This is a genomic window from Niastella vici (genome assembly GCF_002077945.1).
Taxonomy (GTDB): domain Bacteria; phylum Bacteroidota; class Bacteroidia; order Chitinophagales; family Chitinophagaceae; genus Niastella; species Niastella vici.
Window position 1 is genome coordinate 78,636 of record NZ_LVYD01000068.1, and the last position, 9,233, is coordinate 87,868.

General features: G+C 40.6%; 9 protein-coding genes. 1 reads left to right on the forward strand and 8 read right to left on the reverse strand.

The window, feature by feature from the left end; translation table 11 throughout:
* Positions 1–10 precede the first annotated feature (10 nt).
* From A3860_RS30475 to A3860_RS30515, 8 genes are all read right to left on the reverse strand, one after another.
* Positions 11–925 (reverse strand): helix-turn-helix domain-containing protein, encoded by a 915-nt coding sequence (locus A3860_RS30475; protein WP_081153825.1) that lies wholly within the window; start codon positions 923–925, stop codon positions 11–13.
* Positions 926–973: 48 nt separating this feature from the next.
* A complete protein-coding gene (locus A3860_RS30480) occupies positions 974–1,978 on the reverse strand; it encodes an aldo/keto reductase (RefSeq protein WP_081153827.1) in 1,005 nt (334 codons plus the stop codon).
* Positions 1,979–2,671: 693 nt separating this feature from the next.
* The gene (locus A3860_RS30490) at positions 2,672–3,820 is read right to left on the reverse strand and encodes a carboxymuconolactone decarboxylase family protein (protein WP_081153831.1); all 1,149 of its coding nucleotides are present in this window, start codon (positions 3,818–3,820) and stop codon (positions 2,672–2,674) included.
* 26 nt (positions 3,821–3,846) lie between these two features.
* On the reverse strand, positions 3,847–4,965 hold the full coding sequence (locus A3860_RS30495; protein ID WP_081153852.1) for an alpha/beta hydrolase: 1,119 nt from the start codon (positions 4,963–4,965) through the stop codon (positions 3,847–3,849).
* 49 nt (positions 4,966–5,014) lie between these two features.
* Positions 5,015–5,641, reverse strand: coding sequence for a flavodoxin family protein (locus A3860_RS30500; protein WP_081153833.1), 627 nt, complete (start codon positions 5,639–5,641; stop codon positions 5,015–5,017).
* 9 nt (positions 5,642–5,650) lie between these two features.
* Positions 5,651–6,121, reverse strand: coding sequence for a nuclear transport factor 2 family protein (locus tag A3860_RS30505; protein ID WP_081153835.1), 471 nt, complete (start codon positions 6,119–6,121; stop codon positions 5,651–5,653).
* A 43-nt stretch (positions 6,122–6,164) separates the two neighbouring features.
* Complete coding sequence (locus tag A3860_RS30510) at positions 6,165–7,148, reverse strand: aldo/keto reductase (RefSeq protein ID WP_081153836.1); 984 nt, start codon at positions 7,146–7,148, stop codon at positions 6,165–6,167.
* Between the two features lie 21 nt (positions 7,149–7,169).
* The gene (locus A3860_RS30515; RefSeq protein WP_081153838.1) at positions 7,170–8,021 is read right to left on the reverse strand and encodes an aldo/keto reductase; all 852 of its coding nucleotides are present in this window, start codon (positions 8,019–8,021) and stop codon (positions 7,170–7,172) included.
* 153 nt (positions 8,022–8,174) lie between these two features.
* Here A3860_RS30515 and A3860_RS30520 point away from each other — a divergent pair, with 153 nt between their 5' ends.
* Complete coding sequence (locus tag A3860_RS30520) at positions 8,175–9,071, forward strand: helix-turn-helix domain-containing protein (protein ID WP_081153840.1); 897 nt, start codon at positions 8,175–8,177, stop codon at positions 9,069–9,071.
* Positions 9,072–9,233 lie beyond the last annotated feature (162 nt).

Consider the following 9,233-nt stretch of genomic DNA (forward strand, 5'->3'; position numbering starts at 1 on the left):
GCCCATAGGTTCAGTTAAAGGATTGCCTGAATTGTAACGGGGTTACGCTCGTTTTATTCTTAAATAGCTTATTGAACGACTGAGGGTACTCAAACCCTAATTGATAAGCTATTTCACTCACGGATAAATTAGTCGTCGTCAGTAAAACCTTGGCTTTCTCAATAAGGTGATTGTGGATATGATGCTGTGTGGTTTGTCCTGTCAGGTTTTTCATCATATCATTTAAATAATGAGGCGAAACGAAAAGTCTTTCCGCAAAATATTGAACTGTCGGCAACGCTGTTGAATTGTAACTATCATCTTTTAAGTAGGCGATCAGCAGCTCTTCAAACTTTGCTATCAAATCGTTGGACACTTTCTTCCTGGTAATGAACTGGCGGTTATAGAAACGATTGCAGTAATTTAATAAAAGATCAATGTGAGCAACAACGACGTCTTGTGTATAACCATCTATGATGGCTTCAATTTCTGATTGCAGGTTTTGCATTATTCCGGAAACAATCGCTTCTTCTTTTTCCGAAACATGTAAGGCTTCGTTTGTGGCATAAGAGAAAAAACCGTACTCCTTAATTTTTTTTGCAAGCGGATAGCCGTGAAGAAAATCAGGATGGAAAGCGAGTATCCACCCCTCTAATTTAGTGGGTGTATAGCCTTCTATTTTTATGCATTGCTTAGGTGCATAAAAGGCCATTGTGCCGTTGTCAAAATCATAGTACTGCTGTCCATACCTGATTTTTCCATCAAAGTTCTTCTTCAAAAAAACGGTGTAAAAATTATGGACAATCGTTTCCACAGCATTACCATCTTCGGTATTAACATCATCCAGTTTCACCACACTGACCAAAGGATGCGCTGGCTTTTTCAGGTTCCATGAGGAGTGAAATTCTGAAATGGAATTAATAATATGATGTTTGTTACTTTGCATGGATAATGATCAAAGGTAGTGGGTAAGCGTAAATTTTACCCACTTTTGTTATAAGTTAACATCTTTCATATCGGCATATCTGTCTCCGGTTTCAGTTCCCAGGGGAATTATGGCTTCCAGGCGGGCTACGTCTTCTGCGCTAAGCTCCATATTTGCAGCAGCGATATTCTGCTCCACATACTTTACCCGCTTTGTTCCGGGAATAGGGACATGTCCTTTTGCAATTACCCAGGCTATCGCCAACTGGGATGGAGTAACCTGCTTTTCCCGGGCCATTCGTTTTACTTCATCGAGCAATTCAATGTTCTTGTAAAACTGCTCGCCCTGAAACCGGGGCAAATACCTTCTGAAATCATCGGCGGGTATATCTTCAGGATGTTGAATTTCGCCCGATATAAATCCTCTTCCTAACGGCGAATAGGCAACAAAGCCGATGCCCAATTCTTTCAGTGTTTCCAAAATACTTAATTCTTCCACCTGCCTTTCAAACAGCGAGTATTCTGTTTGTACGGCCGTGAGTGGATGAATGTTGTGTGCCCTTCTTATAGTTTCAGAGCCCACTTCGGAAAGACCGATATAACGAACCTTGCCTTCTTTTACCAGTTCTGCCATAGCTTCCACAGTCTCTTCAATGGGTGTATTTCTGTCCAGGCGGTGGAGGTAATAGAGGTCAATATAATCCGTGTTCAGGTTTTTTAATGAACGCTCCGCTGCTTTCTTAACATAGTTCCTGCTGCCATTGATCCTGCCTATGCTTTGCCCGTTATCATCGAACCCAAAGCCAAACTTTGTGGCAATGATGTATTGGCCTCTTTTGCCCTCAATAGCTTTGGAAATTAGCTGCTCATTCCTAAAAGGACCATAAAGATCTGCAGTGTCCAGGAAATTACCACCTAATTCAAAGGAGCGGTGGATGGTGGAAATAGCTTCTTTTTCGTCCGATTTTCCATAGACTGGCTTTCCCATCATTTCTGTCATACCCATACAGCCAAGACCAATAGTTGGAACGATAAGTCCCTGGCTTCCTAATTTTACCTGCTTCAGGTTGCTCATACAATTCATTTTTATTTATGGCAAAGGTCACCTGCTTATAGCAGGGAAATGTATCCAGATGAGATGGAGTTGTATCCAAAAAGGAAGTCATTTTGGGTACTGCTGCCGAGCCAATCCCCAGCTTATGCCCCGGCCATTTGCTTCCCTTAAAACGTGTTAAGGAAAATGGCATCACGCAAAATTGCGTTGGGAAATCGAAGTTTATTTGTCAGTTATTTCATTTAAGTCCGGCTCCACAGAAAAATGTGCGATCGGATACATTTGTAAGTACCTCTTTATGGTGTAACCAGGCAGCTATAAAGGGCGTTTTTCAATAAAGGAAAGGGGAGAGTCGTTATTCGGATTCAATGCCCTTTTTTAGTACCTGTAAAGGACAACTGATCCCTCAGGAGATCCAGTAAGGTCACGGTCACCCGAGGTTCTATCGAAAGGTTGTATTTAGTACCATTCACTTCCAGAGACAGGGCTTGCTTTTCAAAATATATGGCTGCTTTTTCGTCAAGGCGCGATTCGCCGCTTTTACCAATGGGGTGGGGCAATGGCAAGAGCGGTAAGAAACGTTGATTGTTTTAAAAAATTCCTTCTCGATTCGTTGGAAGGATTTTCTTTGTGCCTATTGAATTGGTTTTGATTCATAACTGGATAGTTGAGTTTACAATTGCTTCAATTTCTATACCTTAGTTAATGAGAAAACTACCTGTCATTGTATTCTTGATCTGTCACAGGTTGCAACCATACGGCACTCCCTTTCTCAGTGTCCGGACCAATGGCAATATGGGTGAGTTTTGTACCTGGTAAAGCTCCATGCCAATGTGCTTTTCCCGGAAGACATTTGATTACATCGCCTTTTTGTACTACTCTTTTGGGCTGGCCTTTTTCCTGATAATAGCCTTCGCCTTCCGTTATTAATAAAATCTGACCGCCTGGGTGACTGTGCCAATTGGTCCTAGATCCTGGTTCAAACGTTATAGCTCCAACAGAACAGTCCAGGCCCTCTTGAGCCTGCACCAGCATGTTCACCCAGGCAGTACCCGTAAAATTCAAAGCTGGAGCTTTTACTCCCTTCTTAAATAAATCCGCATTCGCTTCCATCGTGTCGGCGGCTTTTTGTGCTGAACCTCCGCTTGTTACTGTCAATAAAACACGGCGAGCATCGTTTGCTTCCTTTATTCCTACCTTGGTTTCAATTAACGAGACCATTTCCCCAATCTTAGATTCGGTCATACCAAGGTGCAAGGCAATCCGCATGTGACCTTGCATCATCGGTTCAACGCCACCAAGACTGATTAGCGCAGATATCGTAGCAATCTCCCTTTCTAAATAAGTAAGAATATCCCGGCCAAAGATGTCTGCAAATAAATGTTCTTTCAAAAATGTATCAATCACCGGACTGAAAGCTGCGTAACCAGTTTTCGGTTCTTTTTCAGGTTGTCCGGTGAGCGCCTCTAAAACATTTTTTCCTCTTATATACTTACTATCATCATCATTTACAGGGGTGGACTGTTTCCCAAGTTTGTCTGTTATCCCTTTTGCTTTCCTTGTTTCCAGCACTGCCATTAAAGTATTAATACCCTGAAGGCTTCGGGGAAAACCGCAATAGGCATACAGGTGAATCAGCACCTCCTTAATGTCATTTATAGTTAATCCGGCATCTAAACCACTAGTCAAGGCGTTTTGTAATTTTACTAAATCTCCTTTTGCCGTAAAGGCTGAAATAGTAATTATATTTTGCTCTTTGGCATTTAATGTCTGTATCACGCTCATGCTTTGCTGTGCATTTGATAATTGGACAAGACCGACTGAAAAAAGCCCAGATAGCAATAAAATCTTTAATTGCTTCATACAAATAGCTTTTGTAGTGTTACAATTTAATCGAGCCCCTTCTTCTTCAGGAATTCGGAAAGATGATTAGCAATTTCCAAATTGTTTAGATCAGACATCGGAAAGTGCGTATTGCCCTTAATGCCGATATCCGGAAGGTGTACAAGCGTTACATCACCTCCATGCCGGTTGACAGCATCCCGAAACTTTCCCGCTATCTCGAGAAAAACCCGCCATTGTTCCTGACCAGGGTTTTGGGAAGGCTGCGTTGGAATATTATCTCCATAATAGATTAGGATCGGAATTTTTGTGAGTTTCATGAAATCAGCCCTTGGTACTACGGGCGGTGTAATTGTGCGGCCAGACACTTTTATAGTATCAGGTGTTTCTCCTTCTGGAAAAACAAAATCACCTCCCGGTTCAAATGAAATAACCGCTTTTACATTGCTATTCTTAATCGCCGTGCGCCAACCAGGTCCACCACTTTGTGAATGTGTAAGCAGAATACCTGATCCTATTTTGTCAAACAAAGACGAAACGGCATCAATGTTTACCTGGGCATCATATGGACCGGTATTGGGTATCATTTGACGAAAGAACTGGTTCAAGGCTTCAGAATCTCTTGAGAACTGTACTCCAGGATAAAAATTTGGGTATGCTCCTAAGCGAAAAATTCCAAACCATAGCTGTTCATCCGGAGAAGCTGTTATATTTAAAGGTTTTGTACTACGTGCAGCCCTGCCTCGCCGTGGCTGGTCGATCAAATAAACGGGGAAACGGCGACGCAGAAAAATGTTCTGATATCCTTCACGACCATCAGGGGTCGTTTCCCAGGTTTTTGCAGACTGCCCGTGGCCGTGCCAGAATACAAGAGGTAGTTTACGGGCGTTCTCTGGTATTTGATAAAATACATAAGCGTGATCACCATGCAGTGTCTGACCCTCAGAAGGCTGGTTGGTTGGATTAAATGCGCCGTGTTTAATAGGATCAAATGTACCTGGAGCAGTTATTACCGTACCCCCCACTGCAAAACTGCCTTGCTCCTTAATAATCAACGGCCCATTATTTTTAACGGTTTTGGTTTGTGCGCTGCCTGTTAAAAATGTAAAAAGGGTAAGCAATATTAAAAGATTATACCCTTTTTTGTTTATTCTAAATTGACACATAAGCATCCAATTGAATTTATTGATTTACTTGCAGGGCACCAATAACGCTTTACGGTGTTTCTTTAATTAATCCTATTTTTTTTAACCATTGTTGAACTTTTCTTTCTGCTTCTGTTCTCCTTTCATTTTTTATAGAAAGAAAGATCCCGTCCCTTTCCACTCCACCTTTAATTTCAAAACCTTCCAATACTTTGCTATTCGGACATAATTCTTTTACAGTTTGAAAACCGCTACCCGTACCATAGCCTGCATTTGTATTGAAAGGAATAACTGTTTTGCCACTAAGGTCATATTGATGCAAAAAACTCTTCATTGGTGGCGGCATTTTCATATCCCATGTAGGAAAGCCAAGAAATACAATATCATAATTTTGGATGCTATCAATTTTAGTTTTTAGTGGAGGGAGATAGCCGGTTTCATTTTCCGTCACAACTTGTTGCACCGTTGCCTGATAGTTTTCTGGATAAGGCTTTTCTAATTTGAGGGGCACCAATGTGCCACCCACCTTTTGGTGTATAATTTCAGCTATCACCTTGGTATTATTGGTACGAGATAAGTACACAATTAAAATTTTGTTCCGGTAATAGGTAGAGTCCATTGTCGTCTCAGAATCCTTTTTGCCAGATGTAGAACAAGCTGAAATAAAAAGAATAAATGCCAAAAACATGTTTGTCATAAATGCTTTTTAATGCGGTGTGTTGTTAGGAGTAAGAAGCCTTGTGAATGACAATGAACCCAACTTCCATTTGTCATTCTCTTTGATATATACCTCTGTAGCGATAAATGGATTGGTTACTTCATTTCCACCAACCACTGCCAGCAATGTAATATTGTTTAGCAAGATGGCGGTATTGCCAATAATATTTACCGAAACTGAGTGTATGTCTGCCTTTTTGTACCAAATTCCTCCAGTTTTGATTGTATTGATTTCCGGGTCTTTTCCCCAGCTTCCACCCATATGAACAAATACGGATTTTTCATCAAATAATGCGTTCAAAGAATCTACGTTCTTGTCTGCCATCCAGGACCACTTTTTCTTTGACAGACTTATAATTTCCTGCTCTGTATTTTTACTGTCGATAATGCTACGCTGTTGGGCATGCGACCATTGAGCAATCATTATTATACAAAACAGACTTAAAATGGAAAGTTTCATGTGGATTTATGTTATTAGGTGAATATGTATCTTTAAGGTTAAACTAACGGTCAATCATTTTTTGCGCCTGTTCGTTATATCGAACGCCCTGCACGTCAATTTCGGAAATGGCAGAGGTGATTCCTTTGAGATCGGCTTGATTGAGAGTGATGTTTGCTGATGCAATGTTTTCCTCTAAACGGTGCAGTTTGGTAGTGCCCGGAATTGGCACGATCCAGGGCTTTTGTGATAGCAACCACGCAAGGGCAATTTGTGCTGACGTTGCATTTCTTTCTTTTGCGATCTTGCCAAGCAGATCAACCAATGCCTGGTTGGCTTTTCTATTTTCTTCTGAAAACCGTGGAACTGTATTACGGAAATCGCTTTTATCAAACGATGTATTTTCATCAATCTTACCAGTTAGAAAACCTTTTCCCAAAGGGCTGAAAGGTACAAAGCCAATCCCCAACTCTTCCAATGCGGGTAGGATTTCATGCTCAGGCTCTCTCCACCACAATGAATATTCGCTTTGCAGTGCAGTTACCGGTTGAACAGCATGCGCTTTACGAATAGTAGCAACACCGGCTTCCGAAAGACCAAAGTGTTTTACTTTTCCTTCCTGAATTAATTGCTTTACGGTTCCTGCCACTTCTTCAATCGGCACATTGATATCTACACGATGTTGGTAAAATAAATCAATCACATCTGTTCTCAACCGTTTCAACGCAGCTTCTGCCACAGCCCTGATGTTTTCCGGGCGACTATCTGTGCCTAAAGGCGGGTTTCCTTCTTTAAAACCAAATTTTGTGGCAATCACTACTTCACTCCTAAACGGTTCCAATGCTTCACCAAGCAACTCTTCGTTTGTAAAAGGGCCATATGCTTCAGCAGTATCAAAAAATGTAACACCTTTTTCATATGCGGCTCTTATCAAATTGATCGCCGCCTGTTTATCGGTTGCCGGACCGTAACCAAAACTTAATCCCATACAACCCAATCCAAGTGCGGATACTTCCAACCCACTTTTGCCTAATATTCTTTTCTGCATATTTAAAAGCCTTTAAATAGATTAAACATTTAATTTTCTTTCCCCCAGCCATTTTACCATAGCCGGGTCCCGGTGGTCAAAGAAGCTGCTTGTGTTTGTATCTAATTTTTTGATAGCATCCATATCTTCTGAACTTAGCTCGAAGTCAAGGCTATTAAAGTTTTCTTCCATTCTTTCTTTACGTACTGACTTTGGAATAGCTACTACACCTCGTTGCGTAAGCCAGCGAATGACAACCTGGGCGATTGACTTGCCATACTTCTTGCCTATTGAAGCAAGTATTTCATTATGAAAGAGATTATTTTTCCCTTCAGCAAATGGCCCCCAGGATTCTATTTGTACATGATTTTCCTGTAAGAATTTCTGTGTTTCAATTTGCTGGTGGAATGGATGAGTTTCAACCTGATTAACCGCAGGAACAATATCATTGTGAATGATCAAGTCAATAAGCCTGTCAGGATGAAAATTGCTAACGCCTATGGCTCTAACCCGTCCTTCTTTGTGAAATTCCTCCATTGCTCTCCATTCCCCGTATATGTCACCAAAAGGCTGATGTATAAGATACAGGTCAAGGTAATCTAATTGCAATCTTTTTAGCGAATTTTCAAAAGCCTTCTTTGTACCCTCATAACCATTTGATTGTATCCAAAGTTTGGTTGTAATAAATAGATCTTCTCTTGGGACACCACTTTTTTTGATGGCATTTCCTACTGCTTCTTCATTTCCATAGGATGCAGCGGTATCAATCAGCCGGTAGCCCGTTTCGATTGCATCAACTACACTTCGTTCACATTCTGCCAAATCTGTTACCTGGAAAACACCAAACCCCAAAATGGGCATTTCAACACCATTATTTAATGTTACGCTTTGCATATTTATTTATATTGATTTTACAAAGGTCCGAGCTTTATTTCTTTAAAGGAGTATACAGATTACGGATATATCAACCAATATTACTGATTAGGATGCCATGGAAAAGTGGGGAGCACAAAATGATGTAACTTTAAATAGTTAAAACATTGTGCCATGGACAATATGCGACGATTTGAAACAGTCAGCGATTACAATGCATTCAATAATAATGAAACATTACATCCCCTGGTAAGTGTGGTTGACTTGTCTAAGGCAAGTCCCAGGAGCGGCTCCCGGATGTATTTCGGCTTCTATACCATTTTTTTAAAGGATGTAAAATGTGGTGATTTGGTATATGGCCGCCATACATATGATTACCAGGAAGGTACATTAGTATTCCTTGCCCCTGGTCAGGTTGCAGGAGTTAATAGTAACGGAGAAATTTATCAGCCCAAGGGTTATGCGCTAATCTTTCATGCGGATTTAATACATGGAACTTCGCTTGGACGGCATATACAGGAATATACGTTTTTTGGTTATCAATCAAACGAAGCACTTCACTTGTCAGAACGTGAAAGGAATATTGTACTGGATTGTTTTTCTAAAATTGAATATGAATTAACTCATGCAATTGATAAGCATAGCAAAAGATTGATTGTATCTAATATTGAATTGTTTTTGAGCTATTGTATTCGTTTTTACGACCGGCAATTTATTACCCGCGATAATACACATAAAGGTATTTTAGAAAAGTTTGAAAATTTGTTGCAGGAGTATTATGAATCTGATAAGCCACAAACTATTGGATTGCCTACTGTGGCTTATTGCGCTAACGAATTGCATTTATCCCCCAATTATTTTGGCGACCTGATAAAAAAAGAAACTGGTATAACAGCCCAGGATTATATACAATCCAAAGTTATTGACGTAGCGAAAGAAAGAATATTTGATCAGGATAAATCGGTTAGCCAAATAGCCCTTGAATTGGGGTTTAAATACCCTCAACACTTTGCTCGTTTGTTTAAACAACGAGTAGGGAAGTCACCAAATGAGTATAGGACATTTGGATGATTTCAATCCAATGAAGTAAATCCGGTATTTGACCAATTCCGCAACTAATCAGCATAACGGGGGAATAAAAAAAGACAGGACTGTTTTTATACCGTCATGTCTAATTGGGTCGGGCGCACCAAATAGAGCGCAAATGTAGATTCCTGCGCATGTTGACCCACC